Origin of the sequence: Lentzea sp. NPDC092896 (assembly GCF_044754905.1) — a bacterium.
Classification (GTDB): Bacteria; Actinomycetota; Actinomycetes; order Mycobacteriales; family Pseudonocardiaceae; genus Lentzea.
Genome location: NZ_JBIVPX010000006.1, coordinates 138,298 through 159,966 on the forward strand (window position 1 = coordinate 138,298; position 21,669 = coordinate 159,966).

Annotated in this window: 16 protein-coding genes and 1 tRNA gene; 9 read left to right on the forward strand and 8 right to left on the reverse strand. The window is 68.9% G+C overall.

The genetic code is table 11. The features are described from left to right. Together ACIQF0_RS28530 and ACIQF0_RS28535 are read right to left on the reverse strand one after the other, a co-directional pair. Positions 1 to 71: transfer RNA gene (locus ACIQF0_RS28530), tRNA-Gln, on the reverse strand. An 88-nt stretch (positions 72 to 159) separates the two neighbouring features. Beyond that, positions 160 to 1,299, reverse strand: a complete 1,140-nt coding sequence (locus tag ACIQF0_RS28535; protein ID WP_401034214.1) for an alpha/beta hydrolase family protein — start codon at positions 1,297 to 1,299, stop codon at positions 160 to 162. A gap of 174 nt (positions 1,300 to 1,473) precedes the next feature. On the opposite strand from ACIQF0_RS28535, the gene ACIQF0_RS28540 reads away from it, so the two are divergent. Further along, positions 1,474 to 2,415: an acyl-CoA desaturase gene (locus ACIQF0_RS28540; protein ID WP_401034217.1), complete on the forward strand. Its 942-nt coding sequence runs from the start codon at positions 1,474 to 1,476 to the stop codon at positions 2,413 to 2,415. 34 nt (positions 2,416 to 2,449) lie between these two features. Beyond that, entirely contained in the window at positions 2,450 to 3,049 is a 600-nt protein-coding gene (locus ACIQF0_RS28545) for a TetR/AcrR family transcriptional regulator (protein WP_360045479.1), read from the forward strand. Positions 3,050 to 3,217: 168 nt separating this feature from the next. On the opposite strand, the gene ACIQF0_RS28550 is transcribed toward ACIQF0_RS28545, so the two are convergent. Both ACIQF0_RS28550 and ACIQF0_RS28555 read right to left on the reverse strand, forming a co-directional pair. Next, the gene (locus tag ACIQF0_RS28550; protein ID WP_401034220.1) at positions 3,218 to 4,327 is read right to left on the reverse strand and encodes a PQQ-dependent sugar dehydrogenase; all 1,110 of its coding nucleotides are present in this window, start codon (positions 4,325 to 4,327) and stop codon (positions 3,218 to 3,220) included. A gap of 7 nt (positions 4,328 to 4,334) precedes the next feature. After that, the gene (locus ACIQF0_RS28555; protein WP_401034223.1) at positions 4,335 to 4,868 is read right to left on the reverse strand and encodes a DUF4291 domain-containing protein; all 534 of its coding nucleotides are present in this window, start codon (positions 4,866 to 4,868) and stop codon (positions 4,335 to 4,337) included. A gap of 266 nt (positions 4,869 to 5,134) precedes the next feature. On the opposite strand from ACIQF0_RS28555, the gene mfd reads away from it, so the two are divergent. Genes mfd through ACIQF0_RS28575 form a run of 4 tightly spaced genes read left to right on the forward strand, consistent with a single transcriptional unit; the run spans position 5,135 to position 13,762 of the window. Beyond that, positions 5,135 to 8,689 (forward strand): transcription-repair coupling factor, encoded by a 3,555-nt coding sequence (gene mfd / locus ACIQF0_RS28560; protein ID WP_401034226.1) that lies wholly within the window; start codon positions 5,135 to 5,137, stop codon positions 8,687 to 8,689. A 14-nt stretch (positions 8,690 to 8,703) separates the two neighbouring features. After that, positions 8,704 to 9,645, forward strand: coding sequence for a hypothetical protein (locus tag ACIQF0_RS28565; RefSeq protein ID WP_360045448.1), 942 nt, complete (start codon positions 8,704 to 8,706; stop codon positions 9,643 to 9,645). Next, complete coding sequence (locus ACIQF0_RS28570; RefSeq protein ID WP_401034229.1) at positions 9,642 to 10,562, forward strand: MazG family protein; 921 nt, start codon at positions 9,642 to 9,644, stop codon at positions 10,560 to 10,562. Before ACIQF0_RS28565 ends, ACIQF0_RS28570 begins: the two co-directional genes overlap by 4 nt. 29 nt (positions 10,563 to 10,591) lie before the next feature. Continuing rightward, entirely contained in the window at positions 10,592 to 13,762 is a 3,171-nt protein-coding gene (locus tag ACIQF0_RS28575; protein ID WP_401034232.1) for a S41 family peptidase, read from the forward strand. Between the two features lie 1,310 nt (positions 13,763 to 15,072). Here ACIQF0_RS28575 and ACIQF0_RS28580 read toward each other — a convergent pair. Next, positions 15,073 to 15,891, reverse strand: a complete 819-nt coding sequence (locus ACIQF0_RS28580) for a lytic murein transglycosylase (RefSeq protein ID WP_401034235.1) — start codon at positions 15,889 to 15,891, stop codon at positions 15,073 to 15,075. 130 nt (positions 15,892 to 16,021) lie between these two features. On the opposite strand from ACIQF0_RS28580, the gene efeU reads away from it, so the two are divergent. From efeU to efeB, 3 genes are read left to right on the forward strand one after another with little or no spacing between them, the layout of a single operon-like run. Continuing rightward, on the forward strand, positions 16,022 to 16,846 hold the full coding sequence (gene efeU, locus ACIQF0_RS28585) for an iron uptake transporter permease EfeU (RefSeq protein ID WP_401034238.1): 825 nt from the start codon (positions 16,022 to 16,024) through the stop codon (positions 16,844 to 16,846). Between the two features lie 55 nt (positions 16,847 to 16,901). Next, on the forward strand, positions 16,902 to 17,984 hold the full coding sequence (gene efeO, locus ACIQF0_RS28590) for an iron uptake system protein EfeO (RefSeq protein WP_401034899.1): 1,083 nt from the start codon (positions 16,902 to 16,904) through the stop codon (positions 17,982 to 17,984). After that, positions 17,981 to 19,225, forward strand: a complete 1,245-nt coding sequence (gene efeB / locus ACIQF0_RS28595; RefSeq protein WP_401034241.1) for an iron uptake transporter deferrochelatase/peroxidase subunit — start codon at positions 17,981 to 17,983, stop codon at positions 19,223 to 19,225. Before efeO ends, efeB begins: the two co-directional genes overlap by 4 nt. Here efeB and ACIQF0_RS28600 read toward each other — a convergent pair whose 3' ends face one another. The 3 genes from ACIQF0_RS28600 to ACIQF0_RS28610 are packed head-to-tail and all read right to left on the reverse strand — an operon-like array spanning position 19,226 to position 21,667. Continuing rightward, positions 19,226 to 19,597, reverse strand: a complete 372-nt coding sequence (locus tag ACIQF0_RS28600; RefSeq protein ID WP_093602720.1) for a tetratricopeptide repeat protein — start codon at positions 19,595 to 19,597, stop codon at positions 19,226 to 19,228. 10 nt (positions 19,598 to 19,607) lie between these two features. After that, a complete protein-coding gene (locus ACIQF0_RS28605; RefSeq protein ID WP_401034245.1) occupies positions 19,608 to 20,513 on the reverse strand; it encodes a DMT family transporter in 906 nt (301 codons plus the stop codon). 14 nt (positions 20,514 to 20,527) lie between these two features. Further along, entirely contained in the window at positions 20,528 to 21,667 is a 1,140-nt protein-coding gene (locus tag ACIQF0_RS28610) for a MalY/PatB family protein (protein WP_401034248.1), read from the reverse strand. Positions 21,668 to 21,669 lie beyond the last annotated feature (2 nt).

Genomic DNA, 21,669 nt, shown 5'->3' on the forward strand with positions numbered 1-21,669 from the left:
CTCCGCCACCAGGATTCGAACCTGGACCATCTGAACCAAAATCAGAGGTGCTGCCTTTACACCATGGCGGAATGAGCGAACTCGCGTCCGCTCAGGGCACATGTTGTCACGAGTGGTCCTCTTCTTGTCCAACCACCACTCGCTCGGCTCAGTTCAAGATCACGGCTTGGCGCCGACTGACCTGGTCAGAAAGTCGCCGAGCGCGCCCCGGTACGTGTCCGTCGCCACATTCCACCCCGACGTGTGGTCGGCGCCCGGGATCTCGACGTACTGCAGCGGCCAGCCGAGCCCGCTCGCCGCGGTCGCCAGGTCGCGGGAGGACTGGGCCGGCACCGTCTCGTCCGCGGAGCCGTGGAACAGCAGCGTCGGCGGCTTGAGCGCGGGCGGGTTGCGGACCAGGTCGAACCGGTCGAAGTCGATGTCGGCGCGCCAGCCGGACACCAGTTCGGCCACGGGCGTGAGCCACGTCGGCACGCCCCGGTTCTGGGCCTGGAGGTTCAGCGTCTGCGTCCAGTTCGTGACGGGGGAGTCGAGCACCACGCCGCTGACGGCCGCCGCGAGACCGGACCGGGCCAGCGTCTGGCCGACGATCGCGCCGCCCATCGACCAGCCGTACAGGACGACCTTCTTCGCGCCCTGCCCCTGCGCGTACCGGATGGCGGCCTCGACGTCGTGCCACTCGGTGTCGCCCAGGTGGTAGAGGCCGTCGGGGGACGCGGGAGAGCCCTCGTCGTTGCGGTAGGTGATCATCAGGACGGGCAGGCCGGCGGCGTGCAACTGGGGGACCACGCGCAGGCCCTCCTCGCGCTTCGCGCCCCGTCCGTGGACGTTGATGACCCAGGTGTCGTTGTTCGCGGCGGGCACCAGCCACGCCGGCATGTCGCCGAGTTCGGTGGGCACCGCGACGTCGCTGTAGACCAGTCCCAGCGCGGTCTTCGGGTTGCCCTCGTAGAGGGCGGTCTCGATGCGCACCTTCGTGCCGTCCGGGGGCGCGCTGCCGTCCAGCAACGGCCGTTCGACGCGCCCGTTCTTCTGGCTCGTGATCTCGCCGATCTTGGCCTGGCCGCCTGGCCAGATCAGGCCGAGGGTGCCCGGCTGCACGCTCGACACCGACTCGGCCAGCACGACGGACCTGTCGTCCTCGCCCAGCGCCGTGTCCGGGTACCGCCCCGCCCACCTGTCGGGTACGAGCAGCTCACCGCTGTAGTACCAGCCGACGACGCCCAGAGCCGCTGTGACCAGCACGAGCACGACGAGCAACGAGGTCACGGTGATCCGGATGATCTTGCGTCTGGCCATCTTCCGATGATGCCGGGTCGAGGTCTCGATTCCAGGCGACACAGCGTGCTGATCCTGAGAACTGTCCGAGACTTTTCCAAGCGGGGTATGGCGAAAGCAGGGGGCCCTAACCTACGCTTCCGTAAGTTACGGTCGCGTAGGTACGTCCGCCCTCTCACCCCCAGAGGTTCGCGCATGACGACGACGATCAACCAGTCCACGGACCAGGGCCCCAAGCCGCTGTTCGGAAAGCGACGAAGCAACGCCGAGCAGTTCGGCGTGTACGTGTTCGTCATCGTTCCCCTCATCGCCCTGCTGGCCGCCGTCCCGTTCGCGTGGGGCTGGGGCCTCGGCTGGGTCGACGTGGTCCTCTTCGTCGGCTTCTACTACCTCTCCGGCCTCGGCGTGACGATCGGCTACCACCGGTACTTCACGCACGGCTCGTTCAAGGCCAAGCGCCCGCTGAAGATCGCGCTCGCGATCGCCGGCTCGATGGCGTTGCAGGGCCCGGTGATCGACTGGGTCGCCGACCACCGCCGCCACCACGCCTTCTCCGACCGCGAGGGCGACCCGCACTCGCCGTGGCTGTTCGGCAGCGGCCCCGTGGCGCTGGCCAAGGGCTTCTGGCACGCGCACATGGGCTGGTTGTTCGAACGCGACAAGACCAACCACGCGCGCTTCGCCCCGGACCTGCTGGCCGACGAGGACATCGTGTGGGTCGACAGGTACTTCGTGCTGTGGACGACGATCTCGCTGGCCACGCCGGGGGTGCTGGGCGGCCTGCTCACGTGGTCGGTCTGGGGTGGCGTGACCGCGCTCTTCTGGGGTGGCTTCGTCCGCGTCGCGTTCCTGCACCACCTGACGTGGTCGATCAACTCGATCTGCCACATGGTCGGCGACCGCCCGTTCGCCGCCCGCGACCGCTCCGCCAACGTCTGGGCGCTCGCGATCCTGAGCTTCGGCGAGTCGTGGCACAACCTGCACCACGCCGACCCGACCTCCGCGCGGCACGGCGTGAAGCGCGGCCAGATCGACATCTCGGCCCGCCTGATCTGGGTGTTCGAGAAACTCGGCTGGGCGACGAACGTGCGCTGGCCGAGTGAACAGCGGCTGGCCAGGATCACCGCGAAGAAGTGAGCCTCGTAGGCTGATTCGCATGGTCAGGGTCAGGATGACGGGCAAGGAACGCCGAGAGCAGCTCCTGGACGTCTCCCGCGCCCTGTTCGCCGAGAAGGGCTTCGACGCGACGTCGATCGAGGAGATCGCCCTCCGCGCCAGCGTGTCGAAGCCCGTCGTCTACGAGCACTTCGGCGGCAAGGAAGGCATCTACGCTGTCGTCGTCGACCGCGAGATGCAGCGCCTGATGGACCAGATCATCACGGCCCTCGACGGCGGCTCGCACCCGCGTGAGCTGCTCGAACAGGCCGCCTGCGCGTTGCTCGACTACATCGAGGGCTCGACGGACGGGTTCCGCATCCTGGTGCGCGACTCGCCCGTCGCGTCGTCCTCCGGCACGTTCTCGTCGCTGCTCAACGACATCGCGTCGCAGGTCGAGCACGTCCTCGGGCTGCACTTCGCCAAGCAGGGCTACGACCGCAAGCTCGCCGCGCTGTACGCGCAGGCGCTGGTCGGGATGGTCGCGCTGACCGGCCAGTGGTGGCTGGAGGCGCGCAAGCCCAAGAAGGACGAGGTGGCGGCGCACCTGGTCAACCTCGCGTGGAACGGGCTGTCCGCGATGGAGCACAAGCCCAAGCTGCGCAGCCGTTCCTGAGCTGCTGCTCTTAGTGCATCTGCACGTATGAGTGGCCCCGCGTTAGTGCATGGCGCCTAATAAGGGGCGAAACGTGAAACGGTCCGGGTACGGCTGAGCGATGGTTCCCAGTGGAGCCCGCGTCCGAGCCGTTCGTCGAGGGGTCGAACGGCTCGGGCGAGTTGTTCCCTATGCGGTCCCGGTGAGCCTGAGCAGCTTGTCGTCCGTGCCGTTCGACGACGTGAGGTAGAGCGACCCGTCCGGCGCGGTGCGGGCGGCGCGCAGGCGGCCGTACTTGTCGTTCAGCTCGTCGGGGATGCTCACGTTCTGCACCTTGCCGGCGGCGTCGAGCGTGAAGAGCAGCAGCTTCGAGCCCTTGAGCGCGGTGATCGCGAGCTTGCCGTTCCAGAACGCCGCCTGGCAGATCGCCTCGGTCGGCGACCCCGACGACCACACCGCGGGCACCGCGTCCGGGAACCGTTGCAGGTCGGTCATCGGCACGCTCTCGTCGTACCTGTTCTGCGTGCCGCCCTTGGACGGGTCCCAGCCGAAGTTGGCGCCCTTCTGCAGCAGGTTGACCTCGTCGTCGACGTCCGGCCCGTGCTCGCTGGAGAAGATCTGGTCGCCGCCCGGCCGGAACACCACGCCCTGCACGTTGCGGTGCCCGTAGGTGTAGACGCGGCGCTCGTTGGCGTTCGCCGAGGTGATGAACGGGTTGCCGGCCGCGCCCTCGCCCGTCTCCGGGTCGATCCGCAGCACCTTGCCGCCGAGACTGGTCTTGTCCTGCGGGTTGCGGGCCTGCGCGATGTCGCCGGTCGCGACGAACATCGAGCCGTCCGGCGCCAGCGTCGGCCGGCAGCCGGAGTGGCGTCCGCTGGAGTTCGACGGCATGCCGGTGACCAGGTCCTTGACCTTCGTGGCCTTGGCGTCGTCGAGGCGGAACGTCACCAGCCGCACGTCCTTGGACGTGTTGTAGCAAACCGTGAAGCGCTGGTCGTCGGGGTGGATCACCAGGCCCATCAGCCCGCCCTCGCCGCGCACCTGGATGTCGTCGAGGTCGATGTCGACGGGCGTGACCTGGCCGTTCCTGACGAGCTTCATGGTGCCCGGCCGTTCGGTGACGAGCACGGAGCCGCCGGGCAGGAACCCGACGTCCCAGGCGTGCTGGAGGCCGCCAGCGACCTCCTCGACCTTGAGCCCGGCCGGTGCGAGAGCCTTCGACGGCGCGTTGCCGCCAGGTTCCGGCGACGAGCAAGCCGCGACGACCAGCACCAACCCAGTAGCCACGAGTGCGCGCATGTCCTAACTATGCGATTTGTGCCGTGGAGGTTCCGTAAGGCCGTTCAACGGGCAGCAACGCGCGCGCTCCGTCCAGGTCTCGCGCACGCACCTTGTCGTGGATCTCGCGCGCAAGGGCCGTCACGTCGGTGATGCCCAACGTCCATTCGTTGACGTACATGGCCGAGGCCTCGCGCGTCAGTCCGATCTGGATGGAGCGGTGCTCCAGCGCTTCGTGGTTCAGCCCGCGCTCCGGGTCCCACTGCACGCGCACCGACGGCTTGCCGCTGATCCTGCTGCTGACCGCGTTGGCGACCGCCCAATCGAACCCCGCACGGGTGATCCGCACGGCCAGGACGCGCTCCTGGCCTTCCTTCCGGGCGTACCCGCAGCGGTACATCATCCAGAGGAACGACGGCTTGATCCACGTCATCCGCTCCGCCTTGAACGGCGGCACGAACCGCTGCGCGGCCACGGCCGGGTCGGCGATGGCCGGTGAATAAGCCTGGTAGACCACGATGGACTGATCGTCGTAGTCAGCCCTGATCTCTTTCGTAGACACGGTCCCAGGATCGGGGCGCGGTCAACCGAATAGAGCCGGAGGCGTGCCGGCTGGTCGGCACGGACGACCTCGTCACGCGGCTCGGATCCCCAGGTCGGCTCGTCGAGGTCGACCTCACCGCCGCGCTCCCGGAGCCGCGCTCGAGCCACCCGATAAGGGGTCGCGGAACGAGCTAAGGTGGGTGGTGAGACCCCTCGTCCCAGGCAGGGGTCTGTCCGGCGTTCGGTGTTCGTGCGCCCATTCCGCACTCGACCGGGGTTTCTCACATGCCGCTGCTCGGCCTGCTCGATGGTGTCCTGCCCGACAAAGCCCTCCGCACGTTGATCGACTCCGCCGGTGTCCCCGAGCTGGAGCTGGACGGTCCGCTGGCCGCCCGCCCGCTCGTCACCGCCGCGCTGTCCACGGTCCGGCCGGTGCTGGCCGTGACCGCCACGGGCAGGGAGGCCGAAGAGCTGACGAACGTCCTCAAGGACCTGATCGGCGCGGACAAGGTCGCGTTCTTCCCGAGCTGGGAGACGCTGCCGCACGAGCGCCTGAGCCCGCGCGCGGACACGGTCGGCGCGCGCCTGCAGATCCTCCGCCGCCTCAAGCATCCCGAGGGCAACCCGCTGCGGGTCCTCGTCACGACGGTTCGCAGCCTCATCCAGCCGATGGCGCCGGGCCTGGGCGACCTCAAGCCCGTGCACCTGAAGGTCGGCGAGGAGCAGGACTTCGCCGAGCTGATCACGCGCCTGGCCGAGAACGCCTACACCCGCGTCGACATGGTCGAGAAGCGCGGCGAGTACGCGACGCGCGGCGGCATCCTCGACCTCTTCCCGCCGACCGCCGAGCACCCGTTCCGCGTCGAGTTCTGGGGCGACGAGGTCAGCGAGATCCGGCCGTTCTCGGTGCAGGACCAGCGTTCGCTGCCGGTCGAGGTCACCGACTTCGTCGCGCCGCCGTGCCGTGAGCTGCTGCTGACCGACGACGTGCGGCACCGCGCGGCCGAACTGGCCGAGGAGCACCGGTCCGACGCGCACCTCGCGGAGATGCTGGAGAAGATCTCGGGCGGCATCGCGGTCGAGGGCATGGAGGCGCTCATCCCGGCGCTGTGCCCCGGCGAGCTGCAGCTGCTCACGGACGTGGTCGAGAAGGGCACCCACGTCCTGCTCAACGACCCGGAGAAGATCCGGGCCCGCGCGGCCGACCTGGTCCGCACCGGGCAGGAGTTCCTCGAGGCGTCCTGGATGGCGGCGGCCGCCGGTGGCAAGGCGCCGATCGACCTCGGCCGCAGCGGGTACCAGGGCATCGGCGAGATCTCCGAGCACGCCAAGGCGAACGACCGTCCGTGGTGGACGCTCAGCCAGCTGACCACCGACGCGAGCGACGTCGTGCACCTCGACGTCAAGCCGGTCGAGGCCTACCAGGGCGACGTCGAGCGCGCGTTCGCGGACCTCAAGGCGCACACGGCGACGGGTGGTGCGGCCGTGCTGGTCGTGCCCGGGGCCGGTACCGCGCAGCGCGCCGTCGAACGGTTGAAGGAAGCCGAAGTCTCGGCCGTCTGCGTCGAATCCCTCGACGCGGCACCGAAAGCGGGCACCGTCACGGTCGTGCGCGGCGCGCTCGAGGACGGGTTCGTGCTGCCGGACCTCGCGCTGGTGGTGCTCACCGAGACCGACCTGACCGGCGGCCGCGGCGGTACGTCCACGAAGGACATGCGCCGGATGCCGTCCAAGCGGCGCAACGCGGTCGACCCGCTGGCGCTCAAGTCCGGCGACTTCGTGGTGCACGAGCAGCACGGCATCGGCAAGTACGTGGAGATGGTCCAGCGGACGGTCGCCGGCGCCACCCGCGAGTACCTGGTCCTCGAGTACGCCAGCAGCAAGCGCGGCCAGCCCGGCGACCGGCTGTTCGTGCCGACCGACCAGCTCGACGAGGTCAGCCGGTACGTCGGTGGCGAGCTGCCGACGCTGAACAAGCTCGGCGGCAGCGACTGGAAGAACACGAAGTCCAAGGCGCGCAAGGCGGTCAAGCAGATCGCGGCCGAGCTCGTGCAGCTCTACGCGGCCCGGCAGAGCGCCCCCGGTCACGCCTTCGCCAGTGACACGCCCTGGCAGCGCGAGCTGGAGGACGCGTTCGCGTTCACCGAGACGCAGGACCAGATGGCCGCGATCGACGAGGTCAAGGCCGACATGGAACGGTCCGTGCCGATGGACCGCGTCATCTGCGGCGACGTCGGCTACGGCAAGACGGAGATCGCGGTCCGCGCGGCGTTCAAGGCGGTGCAGGACGGCAAGCAGGTCGTCGTGCTGGTGCCGACGACGCTGCTCGCCCAGCAGCACCTCAACACGTTCGCCGAACGCATGCGCCAGTTCCCGGTGGTCGTCAAGGGACTGAGCCGCTTCACCGACCCGCAGGAGTCCGCGCAGACCATCGCCGGTCTCGCGGACGGCGAGGTCGACATCGTGATCGGCACGCACCGGTTGCTGCAGAAGACCGTGCGGTACAAGGACCTGGGCCTCGTGATCGTCGACGAGGAGCAGCGCTTCGGCGTGGAGCACAAGGAACACATCAAGGCGCTGCGCACGCACGTCGACGTGCTGACGATGTCCGCGACGCCGATCCCGCGCACGCTGGAGATGTCGCTCGCCGGCATCCGCGAGATGTCCACGATCCTGACCCCGCCCGAGGAACGGCACCCGATCCTCACCTACGTCGGCGCGTACGACGACAAGCAGGTCGGCGCGGCCATCCGGCGCGAGCTGATGCGCGACGGCCAGGTCTTCTACGTGCACAACCGGGTCTCGACGATCGAGAAGGCCGCGAAGCGCATCCGCGAGCTGGTGCCCGAGGCCAGGGTCGTGACCGGGCACGGCCAGATGAACGAGGACAAGCTCGAACACCTCATCCAGGGTTTCTGGGAACGCGAGTACGACGTGCTCGTCTGCACGACGATCGTCGAGACCGGCCTGGACATCTCCAACGCCAACACCCTGATCGTCGAGCGCGGCGACCTGCTCGGCCTGGCCCAGCTGCACCAGCTGCGCGGCCGGGTCGGCCGTGGCCGCGAGCGCGGGTACTCGTACTTCCTGTACCCGGCCGAGACCCCGCTGACCGAGCACGCGCACGACCGGCTCGCGACGATCGCGCAGAACACCGAGCTGGGCGCCGGCATGGCCGTCGCGATGAAGGACCTGGAGATCCGCGGCGCCGGCAACATCCTCGGCGCCGAGCAGTCCGGTCACATCGCGGGCGTCGGCTTCGACCTCTACATCCGGCTGGTCGGCGAGGCCGTCGAGGCGTTCCGCAAGCACGCGGGAGCGGACGGCGGTGAGGTCGAGGAGGACCTGGCAGAGGTCCGCGTCGACCTCCCGGTCGACGCGCACATCCCGCACGAGTACGTGCCGGGCGAGCGGCTGCGGCTGGAGGCGTACCGCAAGATCGCGGGCGCGTCCGACGAGGCGGCGCTGACGTCCGTCTGGGACGAGCTCAAGGACCGCTACGGCACGCCGCCGGAACCGGTCGAGCGCCTGCTCGGCGTGGCCCGCCTGCGCCACGCCTGCCGTCGTCACGGGGTCACCGAGGTGATCGCGATGGGCCAGAACCTGCGGTTCGCGAAGCTCGAACTGCTCGACTCGCAGCTGGTCAGGCTGCGGCGGTTGTTCCCGAAGGCCGTCTACAAGCAGGCCATGGGGACGGTCACCGTGCCTAGGCCGACGGAGGGAGCGGCGGGCGGCCGGATGGGTGCACCGCAGCTGCGCGACCAGGAGCTGTTGAACTGGTGCGGTGCGTTCCTCGACTCACTCGTGGGGACTCCCGTGACCCCGGTCACCAAGGCGTGAGAGGGTAGATCCTCGTGAGCACTGTTCTGAAGCGTTTCTCGCTGGTCGGTGTGGCTGTGGCGCTGTTCGCCACCGGATGCGCGACCGGGCCCGCGAAGGCCACCTCGGCCGCCATCGTCGGGGACCAGGCGATCGGTCTGCAGACCGTCCAGGACCGGACCGTGAAGGTGCTCAAGAAGGAGCCCGCGGCCCAGCAGATGCAGGACCAGGGCAAGCTCGACCAGGTCTCGAAGCTGGTGCTGGCCGACGAGATCAACCACAAGATCGCCGAGCGGGCCGGTCAGCTGGAGAACATCACGGTCGACGAGACCAAGGTGTTCGACGCGATCAAGGAGAAGGGCGGCCCCGAGGCCGCCGCCAAGCAGAGCGAGCAGGACGAGACCACGATCTACCGCCGTCAGCGCGACGTGCTGGTGATGGGTGAGCTCGCTCGCCGCAACCTCTCCACGCTCGAGGTCGTCATCGACTTCTTCCAGGTCCAGGACCCGAAGGAGGCCAAGGAGAAGGCCGCAGAGGTCACCGCCGACTCCTCGAAGATGTCGAAGTTCGTGCAGGAGGCGCCGCGCACCACCAGCGGCCAGCAGGCCTCGGCGACGAACCAGAAGGTCCGCGTCACCGAGAACCCGTCGCTGGTGCACACGATGCTGTGGGGCGTGAAGCCCGGCACCGTCGTCGCCTTCCCCGCCGACGAGCAGCAGTCCAGCTGGATGGTCGCGCTGGTCAAGGAGCGCAACAAGGTCTCGCCGACGCCCGGTGAGGACGACCTGATCGAGCGCATCGACCCGCAGCTGCTCGCCGCCTTCGGACTGCGGATCGCGCAGTTCCTCACCGCGGACCTGAACATCGAGGTCAACCCCCGCTACGGCGTGTGGGACCCGACCAACGCGCAGATCGTCGGCAACCCCGGCGAACGCGCCGGCTTCGTCGGTGTGAGCTCGACCAAGAACAAGTCTTGATCACCGTCGTCGTCCTGAGCGAGCGGCTCGACGCGGTACTGCCCGCCGCCGCCCTGCCCGCGTTGCGCACGGCCAAGGCCGTCTACGCGGGCGAGGGCGTGCCGCTGGAGTTCTGGTCCTCGCTCGGGGTCGACGGTCCCGCGCCCGCCGTCGTGGAGGACGGCGCGGTGGTGATCACGACCAACGCCTCCCGGTACCCGGACGCGACCGTGATCACGACGCCGGAACCGTTGGGTGCCGCGCTGCTCGACGCGGCCGCGGTGATGCACCGGTTGCGGTCGCCGGGCGGATGTCCGTGGGACGCCGAACAGGACCACGACTCGTTGCGCCAGTACCTCGTCGAGGAGACCTTCGAACTGCTGGAGGCGATCGAGGACGGCGACCGCGCGTCGATGCGCGAGGAGCTCGGTGACGTGCTCCTGCAGGTGCTGTTCCACGCCCGCGTCGCCGCCGAGGACCCCGAGGACCCGTTCGACATCGACGCCGTCGCGTCCGAACTGGTCGCGAAGCTCGTCGGACGGCATCCGCACGTCTTCGAGGGCAACGACCCGGCCGTGCACGACGCGACCTCGCAGCAGCACCGCTGGGAGGAGCTCAAGCAGGCCGAGAAGCAGCGCGAGTCCAGTGTGGACGGTGTCGCGCTGGGTCAGCCGGCCGTCGCGCTGGCCGCGAAGCTGGTGCAGCGCACCAAACGCGCCGGCTTCCCCGTCGACCTGCTGCCCGAGGGCGACGACACGGGCACGACCTTGTTCGCCGTGACCGCTTTGTCCAAGCTTGCCGGTGAGGACCCGGAGACGGAACTTCGTCAGGTCTGCCGCCGTTTCGCCGCGAACGTTCGCGAGGCGGAGGCCAAGGCGCGGGCCGAAGGTCTAGTTTCTCTTGCGGCTGAGGACTGGCGGCGTTTTTTGCCCTCCTGAAACGGTGAGCGTGGGCTAACGTCGATCTCGTGACTTACCTTCGGTATCCGCATCTGCGCGGTGACTTGGTGACGTTCGTGGCCGAGGACGACGTGTGGCTCGCGCCCGTCGACGGAGGAAGGGCCTGGCGCGCGTCCGCTGACCAGGTACCGGCGCGCACGCCGCGGTTTTCGCCTGACGGCACGCAGTTGGCCTGGGCCAGCTGGATCGACGGCGCCCCGGAAGTGCGCGTGGCTCCTGTGGACGGTGGACCCGCACGCCGGTTGACGCACTGGGGCGTGGCCCGTACGGCCGTGTCCGGGTGGACGCCGGACGGGCGAGTGCTCGCCGTGTCGGCCACGGGTCAGATGTCGCGGCACCGCAAGCAGGCGCACGCCGTTCCGCTGGACGGCGGACCTGCCGAGGTGCTGCCGTACGGGTGGGTCAACGACGTGTCGTTCGGCCCGGACGGCCAGGTCGTCACGTCGTCCAGCTACATGCAGGAACCGGCGTGGTGGAAGCGGTACCGCGGTGGCACCGCGGGCAAGCTCTGGGTGGACACCGAAGGGTCCGGCGACTTCGTCCGGGTGCTGTCCGGTCTGCAGTCGTCGCTGGCGAACCCGATGTGGGTCGACGGGCGGATCGCGTTCCTCTCCGACCACGACGGCGTCGGCAGCGTGTTCTCGGTGCTGCCGGACGGCACCGACCTGCAGCGCCACACCTCCGGGGAGTTCTACGCCCGCAACGCTTCCACCGACGGCTCGCGGGTGATCTTCCACCAGGCGGGCGAGCTGTGGCTGCTCGACGGGTTGTCCGAACTGCGCAAGCTCGACATCAAGCTCGGCGGCCCGCGCACCGGCCTGCAACCCCGGCACGTCAAGGCTTCCGGCAACATCGAGTCCTTCAGCGTCGACCACACCGGCCGCGCCTCGGCCGTCGAGGTCCGCGGCTCCGTGCACTGGGTGACGCATCGCGACGGACCGGTGCGCGTGCTGGCCGACCGTTCCGACGTCCGCGCGCGGCTGCCGAAGGTGCTCGGCGAGACCGATCACGTGGTGTGGGTGACCGACGTCGAGGGCGAGGAGGCCCTGGAGGTCGCGCCGGTCGGCGGGGTCGAGCCGGGCAACACCGCGCGCCGCATCGCTTCCGGCGCGCTCGGGCGGGTCATGTCCCTGGCCGCCGCGCCGGACGGTTCGCGCGTCGCCGTTGCCACGCACGACGGCCGTTTGTTGTTGGTGGACATCGCTTCCGGTGAGGTGCGCGAGGTCGTCAGCGGTGCGAACGCGCACATCACGCATCTCGCTTTCTCGCCGGACTCCGCGTGGCTCGCGTGGTCGCATCCCGGGCCGACTCCGTTGCGGCACATCAAGATGGTGAACGCGGCGGATCTGTCCGTTGTGGACGTGACGCCGCTGCGGTTCGCCGACTTCGCGCCGACCTTCACCGAGGACGGCAAGTACCTGGCGTTCCTGTCGATCAGGACGTTCGACCCGGTCTACGACGCGCACGTGTTCGACCTGTCGTTCCCGACCGGCTGCCGCCCGCACCTCGTGCCGCTGGCCGCCACGACGCCGTCGCCGTTCGCCCCGATGCACGGCGGCCGCCCGGTCGGCGACGAGGACAAGGACTCCGAGGACGACGACGAGAAGGCCTCGGTCACGAAGGTCGACCTCGAAGGCCTCGCCGACCGAGTGGTGCCGGTGCCCGTCGCCGCTGCCGACTACCTGTCGTTGAAGGCGGCTCGCGGCGGTCTGCTGTGGCTGCGCCGGCCGTTGCTCGGTGTGCTGGGGGACAACTTGGCGTCGCCGGACGCGCGCCCGCCGCGCACCGTGCTGGAGCGCTACGACTTCACCAAGCAGAAGACCGAGTGCCTGGCGGACAGCGTGGACGCGTTCGCGGTGTCCGGCGACGGCAAGCGGATGGTCGTCGAGGACCGCGGTGACCTGCGGGTCGTGCCGTCCGACAGCAAGGCCGACGAGGACTCGGCCGACTACGTGGAGATCGACCTCGCCCGCGTGCGCGTCGTCGTCGATCCCGCGCTGGAGTGGGCGCAGATGTACGCCGAGAACGGGCGGCTCATGCGCGACCACTTCTGGCGCACCGACATGGGCGGCGTCGACTGGCAGGGCGAGCTGGACCGCTACCGGCCGCTGGTGGCCGAGGTGGGCAGCCACGACGACCTGGTCGACCTGCTGTGGGAGGTGCAGGGCGAACTCGGCACCTCGCACGCCTACGTCTGGGGTTCGTCGCCGCACGTCCCCGCCTCGCGCCGTCAGGGCCTGCTGGGCGCGGATCTGCGGCGTTCTGGTTCTGACTGGGTCGTCGAGCGCGTGATCCCCGGCGAGACGTCCGACCCGCACGCTCGCTCGCCTTTGTGCGCGCCTGGAGTGGCCGTGCGCGCTGGGGATGCTCTCGTGGCCGTGGACGGGCGTCCGGTCGGGTTGGCAGGGCCTGGGGCGTTGCTGGTCGGTACGGCTGGGAAGCCCGTGGAGCTGACCGTGCGTCCCGGTGGTGGTGGAGAGCTACGTCGAGTCGTGGTGGTGCCTCTGGCTGATGAGGAGCCTCTGCGGTATCACGACTGGGTCGCCAACCGCCGCGCGTTCACGCACGCGCAGTCCGGTGGCCGTGTGGGCTACCTGCACGTGCCGGACATGATGGGCGCCGGCTGGGCTCAGCTGCACCGTGATCTGCGGGTAGAGCTGGCTCGTGAGGCGCTTGTTCTGGACGTTCGTGAGAACGGCGGCGGGCACACCTCGCAGTTGGTGATCGAGAAGCTCGGCCGCAAGGTCATCGGCTGGTCTGTCGCCCGCGGCTACACGGCGTCCGAGTCCTATCCGCAGGACGCGCCTCGTGGTCCTGTGGTGGCGGTGGCCGACGAGTACGCCGGATCGGACGGCGACATCGTCAACGTGGCCATCAAGGAACTCGGCATCGGGCCCGTGGTTGGCGTCAGGACTTGGGGCGGTGTCATCGGTATCGACATGCTGTACACGCTGGTCGACGGCACGATGGTCACCCAGCCGAGGTACGCGTCCTACTTCAAGGGCCACGGGTGGGCAGTGGAGAACTACGGTGTCGACCCGGACATCGAGGTGGTCATGACGCCGTCCGACCGCGTTTCTGGCCGCGACCCGCAGCTGGAAAAGGCCGTTTCGTTGGCTCTGGAAACCCTTTCATCTTCCCCTGCTGCTCACGCTCCGGAGTTGCCGCCGCTGGGCTGAACACCCCATCGTGTGACTAAAGAACTGTGACGGACTGTTCCATGTGGACGATCAACCAGATGGAACAGTTCTCACCGTTCGGGGGTGTGCTGGAGATGAGTCACCGTGAAGAGCCGCGCAGTGGCCGTGGGTGCTTCGGGGCCGTGGTCGTCGTGCCGTTCCTGGCACTGGGCGGCATGTTCGCGTTGATCGCCTTGACGGGGTCGCCGGAGGACGCGCCGTTGGCTGCGCCTCCACCTGCTCGGCCTTCTGCTTCTCAGTGGTGGACTGAGCCCTTCGAGACCGGGGATTCGCTGGCCACCGTTACGGAGACCGTGGTGGTGGAGGGGGCGGCTCGGGAGGTTCGGGCGGCTCGGCTCGCCACTCAGACTCGGGTTGTCGGGGCTACGGTTACTGAGACTGTTCGGGTTTCTGGTGCTAAGCCTGCTGCTACCGGGCGGAATGAGCCTGACTCGCCTGACTTGCCTGAGTCGCCTGAGGAAGAAGAGCCGGCTCCGCCGTCGTCTTCTGGGTCGGCTTCGCCGCCTGTGGTCACCACCTCGGTTCCGTCCACTGTGTCCAGTGTTCAGCCTCCGCCTGTGGTGGAGACTCCTGTGGTCGTGCCGCCTGGTTCCACGGCTCCGCCTGCCGAGGTTCCGCCGTCCACGCCTCGGGCTGAGGATCCTGTTCCGCCGGTTGTCACCACGCCTGTCACTTCGCCTGTTGAGCCTCCTTGTGATCGGTCTGAGCCTCCTGCTTCGGAGGAAACGGTTTCCCCTGCTGAGGAACTGGCCACGTCCTCCGCGCCCTTGGCAGGGGTTTGAGGGTGGGGCTGAGGCCGTTTTTCCGCCCGGCCTCAGCCTCTCCTGTTTCGTGTTCGTAGGTGGGTTGCGTTGCGGGCGTTTGCTTGCGTTGATTCCTGGGGCTCCGCCCCAGACCCCGCCAATCTGATCAAAAGCCGGGGTCTACGCCATGCGTGGGTAGATGGCACGCCTGTTGCGTTGGGCGGAGGCGCGTTGCGTAGGTGGTTGCGTTGGTGGGGTGGCTTCGTCACGAGTCGAGCCAAGAGCGGGCTACATCGCTGAAGGGGTGTCAACTCGACGAAAAGCGTGTCGAGTTGACACCCCTTCAGCGATGCAGCAAGAGCTGTGGCACGACTCGTGACGAAGCCACCCCACCCGGACCGCACGGTAAGGACGGCTCGCCTTCGGCATCGCGTATGAGTGGGTGGGTGCTTGCCGTGACCGGCGGGAGTGTCAGACCTGCTCGCTAGGTTGGGTCGCGGGGGATCCAACTTCGAAGGGGACCCCTGCGCGAGCCTGCCCGGTGGGCTACTGCGGGACGCTTGCCCGTGCGTAGGCGTCAGCCCCGCTGAACACGTTCTGGCCGTACTCCACGGAGTTGTTGTACGCCAGCACGGCTGCCCACCAGCCCTGGCCCGTGCCCAGGTCGCGGGCGCCGCCTCCGCACAGGTAGCGGGCTGCGGTCAGGGCCGCGTCGTCGATGTTCTGCGGGTCGGCCGGTAGGCCGTCGCCTGCTGCTCGTTTTGCCCAGCGGTTCCAGGTGCCCGGGATGAACTGCATGGGGCCCACGGCTCGGTCCCACGTGGTGTCGCCGTCCAGGCGGCCGCCGTCGGTGTCCTTGATCGCCTTCACGCCTGGGCCGCCGTCCAAGGGGATGCCGATGATCGGGCGGGACGGTAGGCCGTTCTCCTGCAGGCGGGCGCCGTTGATGTTGCCGTGGTGCGACTCGATTCGGCCGATGCCCGCGAGGGTCGCCCAGCTGATTCGGCAGGCCGGGAACTCCTGTTGCATCGTCAGGTCTGCTTGCGCGTAGGCGTGTACGGCTCGGACCGGGATGTCGGTTTTCGACGCTACTCGGGTTGCCCATTCGGCCAGTGGGTTGGCTGTCTGGGTGGTTCCTGGGGAGGCTGCGTTGCCTGGGGCCGCTGCGCCTGGTTCCACCTGCTGGATGGGGACCAGGAACGGGGGTGGGCCCAGCGGGGCCGCGCCTTTGCGGTTCAGCGCGCCCAGGCCCCAGGCGCCCGCGGCTACTACGACCATCAGCAGCAGCACCAGGACGATGCGGCCGAAGATGTTGCCGGAGCGGTTGCGGCGGGCGGGTTCCTGGACGGGCGGCGGCGGGACCATTGCACCCAGGTTACGTGCTTCCTGGAGCAGGTGACGGGGTGAAGCGTGATGCAACCGGCACTGATGGCGTCTGGACAATCAGGTGAGGCTTACCTTAAATAAGGCCGACCTAATTTGTGGAGGCGTCGGGATGCTGTTTGCCAATGGGCTGATCGGGCTGCGTGAGGGCCTTGAGGCCGCGCTCGTGGTGAGCATCTTGATCGCATTCCTCGTGAAGACGGACAGAAGGCACGCGCTCAAGTGGGTTTGGGTCGGTGTTGCGACTGCGGTGGCACTGTCCGTAGCGGCCGGGGCGGTCATCACGTTCAGTGCTGCCGGCATGACGTTCGAGCAGCAGGAAGCGTTCGGCGGGACGATGTCGATCATTGCGGTCGCGTTCGTCACGGGAATGATCTTCTGGATGCGGCGCGCGGCCAAGACGATTGCGGCCGAGTTGCGCGGCAAAATGGACGAAGCGCTCAAAATCGGACCCTTCGCCATCGTTCTTGTGTCCCTTTTGTCCGTTGGGCGGGAAGGGCTCGAGACGGCGGTCTTCTTCTATTCCAGCGTGCAGGCCGCTGGCGGGGGGACGACGGAGCCGCTCCTCGGGTTCCTGGCCGGGATCTTGGTGGCAGTCGTGATCGCCGCGCTGCTGTACCAGGGGGCGATCCGGTTCGACCTCGGCAAGTTCTTCACCGTCACGGGCGTGCTGCTCGTGTTCGTGGCGGCGGGCGTGCTCAGTTACGGGATCCACGACCTGCAGGAAGCCGCGATCCTGCCCGGGCTGAACACGCTGGCGTTCGACATCAGCGACACCCTGCCGGAGGACTCCTGGTACGGGGCGCTGCTCAAGGGCTTCTTCAACTACTCGCAACGGACGTCCGTGCTGCAGGCCATCGCGTGGGTCGGCTACGTGGCGGTGGTGCTGTCCCTGTTCCTCATCCGGCCGCGCCGTCGCGCCGCCGTGGCCAACTGATCATCTACTGGAGCAAACCGTGCGCAAGACAGCAGTCATCCTGGGCTCACTCGCGATGCTGGCGGCGTGCAGCAGCAACGGCGGCACGACCGGCGCGAGTGGCAGCATCGCGGTCGAGGCGAGTGACGACGCGTGCAAGGTCGCCAAGACCGAGGCGGGCACCGGCAACGTCACGTTCGAGGTGGCCAACAAGGGCACCAAGGTGACCGAGTTCTACCTCTACGCGGAGGGCGACCGGATCCTCGGCGAGGTCGAGAACATCGGGCCGGGGCTCACCCGCAAGCTGATCGTCGAGGTCACGGAGTCCGGCAAGTTCCAGACCGCGTGCAAGCCCGGCATGAAGGGCGACGGCATCCGCGGCGACTTCACTGTTACCGGTGACGCCAAGAAGTCGACCGACGGCAACGCGTTGCTGGCCGAGGCGACCAAGAGCTACGCGCGGTACGTCAGCTCGCAGGCCGACCAGCTGCTGGTGAAGACCGAGGAGTTCGTCAACGCCGTCAAGGCCAAGAAGGTCGACGACGCCAAGGCGCTCTTCCCCGTGTCGCGCCTGTACTGGGAGCGCATCGAGCCCGTCGCGGAGAGCTTCGGCGACCTCGACCCCAAGATCGACGGCCGCGAGGACGTCATCGAGGAGGGCATGGCGTTCACCGGCTACCACCGCCTCGAGAAGGACCTGTGGGAGTCCGGGCTGCAGGCCGACTCGGACAAGATCGCGGACCAGCTGCTGGTCGACGTCAAGGAGATCGTGTCCAAGGCGAAGACCGTCGAACTGACGCCAGTGCAGCTCGCCAACGGTGCCAAGGAACTGCTCGACGAGGTCGCCACCGGCAAGATCACCGGTGAGGAGGACCGCTACTCGCACACCGACCTGTGGGACTTCCGCGCGAACGTCGACGGGTCGCAGGCCGCGATCGCCGCGCTGCGTCCCGTGGTGGAGCAGAAGGACAAGGCGCTCGTGTCCACTTTGGACGAGAAGTTCAAGGCGCTCGACGAGGCGCTCGAGAAGCAGCGCAAGGGTGACGGCTTCAAGCTCTACACCGAGCTGACGCAGGACGAGATCAAGGCGCTGGCCGAGGCCGTCGACGCCCTCGGCGAGCCGGTCAGCAAGGTCGCGGAAGTGGTGTCGGCCAAGTGACCGGGGTTCCCCGCCGCAGGTTGCTCGGGTTCGCGGGCGCCGGGGTGGCGCTCGCGGGCGCGGGCGCCGCCGCCGGTGTGCTGGCGACCAAGGTGTCGCCGGAGGTGGAGAACCTCTCCGCGGCCAAGGTGCCGTTCCGCGGCGAGATCCAGGCCGGCATCACCACGCCCGCGCAGGACCACATGCACTTCGTCGCGCTGGACGTGAAGACGAAGAGCCGCGACGAGCTGGTCAGCCTGCTCAAGGAGTGGACGCTCGCCGCGGAACGGATGACGGCCGGTCAGGAGGCCGCGGAGAACGGTGCGGTCGGCGGCAACGCGGAGGCGCCGCCGAAGGACACCGGTGAGGCGCTGGACCTGCCCGCGTCCGCGTTGACGATCACCATCGGCTTCGGGCCGTCGCTGTTCGACGACAGGTTCGGGCTCAAGGACAAGCGGCCGGAGCGGCTGATCGACCTGCCGCGGTTCCCGCAGGACGACCTGGATCCCGCGCGCAGCAACGGGGACATCTGCATCCAGGCCTGTGCGAACGACCCGCAGGTCGCCGTGCACGCCATCCGCAACCTGGTGCGCATCGGGTTCGGGCGGGTCGCGGTCCGCTGGTCGCAGCTCGGGTTCGGCCGCACGTCCTCGACGACGCGGGACCAGGCGACGCCGCGCAACATGTTCGGGTTCAAGGACGGCACCCGCAACATCAAGGCCGAGGACACCGAGCATCTCAAGAACCACGTGTGGGTGTCGAAGGAGGACGGGCCGGACTGGCTCGTCGGCGGCACGTACCTGGTGTCGCGCCGGATCCGCATGCACATCGAGATCTGGGACCGCACCTCGCTGGTCGAGCAGGAGCAGATCGTCGGCCGGACCAAGGGCGAGGGCGCGCCGCTGGGCCAGGCCAAGGAGTTCGACGAACCCGACCTGCACGTCAAGGGCGCCGGCGGCATCCCGTTGATCGGCGAGATCGCGCACATCCGGCTCGCGTCGCCGGAGTCGTTGAACGGGGCCAGGATCCTGCGCCGCGGCTACAACTTCACCGACGGCTCCGACGGGCTCGGGCACCTCGACGCCGGGCTGTTCTTCGTGGCGTTCAACCGGGACTCGCGCACGCAGTTCGTGCCGATGCAGCAGGCGCTGTCCACAAAGGACGACATGATGGAGTACGTGGAGCACACCGGTTCCGGGCACTTCGCGGTGCCGCCGGGCGTGCAGGAGGGCGGGTTCTGGGGCGAGGGCCTGTTCCGGTGATCAGTTCCCCAGGGCCAGCCGGGCTTTGACCTCGCCGAGCGCTTCCTGGTACTCGGGTGACGGGTGCATCGCGACCGCCATCCGCAACTGGGCCAGCGCCTCGGTGAGGCGGCCCTGCCGTTGCAGGGTCTTGCCGAGGGCGAACCGCGCGTAGTGGTCGCTCGGATCGAGGTCGAGCACCTTGCGGAACGCCTCTTCAGCCCTGTTGAGCTGCGCGGACCCGAGATAGGCCCGGCCGGCCAGCAGCTGCACCGACGGCGCCTCCCCGGCTTCGGCCAGCACCTGTTTCAGCTCGCGCAACGCGTCGAGCGGCCTGCGTTGTGCCATCAACGCCTCGGCCTTCCGAAACGCTTCGAAGGTGCCGTCCGTCATTCGATCAACGTTACCTATCGCCTGCCGGTTCTTCGACTGCCGTCCGGGCGACAGAACCTGAATGAGTGGCGGTGCCGAGCCAGCACGCTCCGAAACCGAGCACCAGTCCGGCCACGACTCCGGCCGTCGGCACCTGCCCGAGCAACGGCCACGCGATCAACGCCGTGACGGACGGGACCACAGAGGACAGCGTGGTCATCGCCGCCGCGCCGCCCCTGCGCACCCCGACCAGGAACAGCGACGCGCCGCCCATCGAATTGACCAGCACCAGGAACACGAGGGTCAGCCAGAGCTGCCGCCAGTCCGTGACCGGGGAGCTCTCGGTCAGCGCCAGCAACCCGACGACCGGTACGGACACCGCGTGCTGCACGGCGTTGCCGCTGCGGAAGTCCGTGTCCCGGCAGAACCTCTGCTGGTACACGCCACCCGCGACGAACCCGAGCATGCCGAGCAGGGTGAACACCGCGCCGGTCCCGAACGACCCCAGCCGGTCCCACAACGCCGCCAGCACCGCCGCGACCCCGAGCACCAGCCCGGCGACCTGGCTCAGTCCTATTCGGACACGGAACACCCAGGCGGCCACCACGGCCGTGAGCACCGGCGTGCACGAGATGACCAACGCGGTCACCGAGGCCGGCACGCCCATCCGCAGTCCGAGGTACACACCGGAGAACTGGCACGCCTGCACCAGCAACCCGGCCACGCAGGTGTGCACGAGCTGCCGTCCGCGCGGCCAGCTCGCGCTCGTCACCAGTGCCACGACCGCCATCAGCGCGGCGGCGATGGCGAACCGGATCGTGGTCATCAGGAACGGCGGCGCCACGGCCACCGCGAGGGCGCCGACCGGGTAGCCGGACGCCCAGACCAGCACCGTGGCGGCCGCGAAGCCGGGTTTGATCCGCACGGACTCCAGCACTACCAGCCACGCTGCTACGGAGCGAGGGTTTCGTTCCACGCCTTGGACATCCGCAGGACCGCCTCGGTGATGATCTCCGGAGAGGTCGCGAGGTTCATCCGCACGAAGCCCGCGCCGCCGGTGCCGAACGAGTGCCCCGGGTTCAGCGCCACCTTGCCGCGCTTGAGGAACGTCCTGGCGGGGTTGTCACCGAGCGCGCGACAGTCCAGCCAGGCGAGATAGGTGCCCTGCGCCGGCGTGTACCGGACGGCCGGGAGGTGCTCGGCGAGCAGTTCGGCGAGCAGGCGCCGGTTGTCGTCGAGCCCGGCCAGCAGCGCGTCCAGCCAGTCGCCACCCTCCCGCAGCGCCGCGGTGTGGGCGATGACCCCGAGGTGGCTGGGCCCGTCGGCCACCTCCTCCGGCAGTCGCGCCAGGTCGTCGGCCGACTCGGGCCCCGCCACGGCCAGCGCGGCCTTGAGCCCCGGCAGGTTCCAGGCCTTCGTCGCCGACATCAACGACAGCCCGTCGCCCGCGACGCTCAGGTACGGCACGAACCGCGCGCCCGCGGACATGATCGGCGCGTGGATCTCGTCGGCCACCACGCGGATGCCGTGCTCGCGCGCCAGTTCGGCGACCTCGCTCAGTTCGGCGGCGGTGTGGACCGTGCCGGTCGGGTTCTGCGGGTTGCACAGCAGGTACACCGCTCCCCGCCCGGCCTCCTCGAACGCCCTGCGCAGCGCGCCGAAGTCGATCCGCCAGTCCGCGTCCAGCGGCGCCTCGACGACCGACCGGCCCAGAGACCCGATGAACATGTAGAAGGGCGGGTAGACGGGGGAGTTGACGACGACGGGCGCGTCCCGGTGGGAGACCAGCCGGAACATCTCGACGACGCCCATCATCACGTCGGGCACGATCCTCGTCCGCTCGATCTCCGGCGCCCAGCCCCAGCGCTGCTTCGCGAACTCCGCGAGCGCCTCCGCGTAGCCGGTGCCGACGGGATAGCCGGTGTCGCCGCGCTGGACCGCCTCGGTGATCGCCCGCGCCACCGGTTCGGCGAGCATGACATCCATCTCGGCCACCCACAGCGGCAGCACGTCCTCGTCGTAGTAACGCCACTTCATGCTGGTGCGGGTGCGCAGTTGGTCGAGGGTCAGCTGACGCAACGGGTTGGTCATGC